The organism is Virgisporangium aliadipatigenens (genome assembly GCF_016863615.1).
Taxonomy (GTDB): Bacteria; Actinomycetota; Actinomycetes; order Mycobacteriales; family Micromonosporaceae; genus Virgisporangium; species Virgisporangium aliadipatigenens.
Genome location: NZ_BOPF01000094.1, coordinates 1 through 1,656, shown reverse-complemented (window position 1 = coordinate 1,656; position 1,656 = coordinate 1). Strand labels below are relative to the sequence as shown.

At 64.9% G+C, this 1,656-nt stretch carries 1 protein-coding gene; it reads right to left on the bottom strand.

The window, feature by feature from the left end; genetic code table 11:
- Nucleotides 1–1,656, bottom strand: a 1,656-nt coding sequence (locus Val02_RS46905) for a fibronectin type III domain-containing protein (protein ID WP_203905879.1), incomplete at its 5' end; no start/stop codon positions are given.

The following is a 1,656-nucleotide window of genomic DNA, read 5'->3' as shown; positions in this document are numbered from 1 at the left end:
CTAGCGGAGGGTGCTCTTGGTGTAGGCGTTGAGTCCGTCGGTTTTCCAGGTGCGGAGTCCGGCTTGGGTGCCGGTGGGTACGTGGGTGAGGCAGGTGTTGTTGTTGGTGGCGGTCAGGTTTTGAACGTTGAGGACCGTCACGTTGTCCACCGTCGCGGTGAGGGTGTCACCGTTGGCGACGACGCTGATGTCGTGCGTGCCGGCCTTGGTCGTGGCGGTCGGGGCCTTGGCGACGGCGAGCGGTTTCGCGCAGGGGATGCCGAGCTTCTGCATGCGCAGGAGGTAGGTGGGGCCTTGGCCGTTGTAGTTGGGGTCGTATTCGACGAGGAGGCCGGTCATCAGTTTGAGGGGGCTGATGGAGGCGCGGACCCAGACGCCGTAGCCGCGGTTGGCCTTCAGGTTGACGGTGGTGAGCAGGGCGTGGTTGGGGGTGTTCGTGCCGGTCTTGGTGATGACGTTGCCGTCACCGGAGGCCGATTTGATGGCGAGGACGCTTTGCCAGGCGGTGTTGGTGAGGGTGTTGGTGTTGGGTCCGACGATCATGACCTGTCGGGCCCATTCTTCTTCGCGGTCGCCGGTGGGGGTGGTGCCGGAGACGGTGGCGATGTAGATGCCGAGGGGGATGTTGGTGAAGGTGATGGTGGAGGCGCCGGTTTGTCCCCATTGTTCGTCGTAGTAGGCGTTGTCGTCGGCGATCAACGACCTGATGCGGACGACGACGCGGGGGTATTCGGTGATGCCGCCGACTTTGGTGCCGAGTTTGACGTTGACCTGTTCGCCGGAGAGGGCGAGGTTGACCAGCGGTTTGAGTCCTGCGGTGGCATCCGGGGTGAGGCGGGTGACGCCGATACGGCCGGGGCCGAAGGCGTTGAACGGCACGATTTGGATGTTCCATTTCTTGCCCGGGTCCAGGTCCAACAGGGCGCTGGTCGTGGTCGGCTCGAGGCGGGTCCACGTTGTCGGGTCCGCGCTGCCTTCGGCCGCGCCGATCATGTAGTGGGTGATGGCGCCGTAGCCGAGGTAGGCGGGGGTGTTCCAGGTGACGGTGACTTTGCGGGGGTTGGTGTCGTCGCGGTCGTGGCGCAGTGCGGTGGGGGCGGAGGTTTTGGAGGAGCCGATGGGCATTTTGTTGACGACGCAGGTGCCGTAGGTGTTGGTGGCGGAGACGTGGAGTCGGTAGTCGGCGGTGGGGTCGAGTTTGGTGATGGTGGTGCTCAGGGTGTTGACGGTGGTGTCGGAGACGGTTTTTTCGTCGGTGGTGCGGATCAGTACGACGCGGTAGCCGGTGAGGGTGCCTTGGCCGGTCCAGGTGGGTTGTTTCCAGGTGACGGTGAGGTTGGTGTAGGTGGGGTCGCGTTGGGCTTTGACGCCGGAGACGCCGCCGGGGGCGAGGGAGTTGAGCCAGACGTTGCCGGAGGTGGCGCCGGCGCCGGATTTGTCGCGGGCGCCGATCGTCACCCTGAGTCGTGCGCAGGGGTCGGTGTTTTGCAGGGTGTGGGTGTTCTTCGAGCCGGGGATCAGGGTGACTTTGTCGGTGGCGCCGTCGAAGACGGAGACGTTGTAGCGGGTGGCGCCTTCGACGGTGGACCATTTGATGGCGATGTTGGTGGGGTCTTTGGTGTCCCGGTCGACGGTTACCGCTTTCGGTGCGCCGGG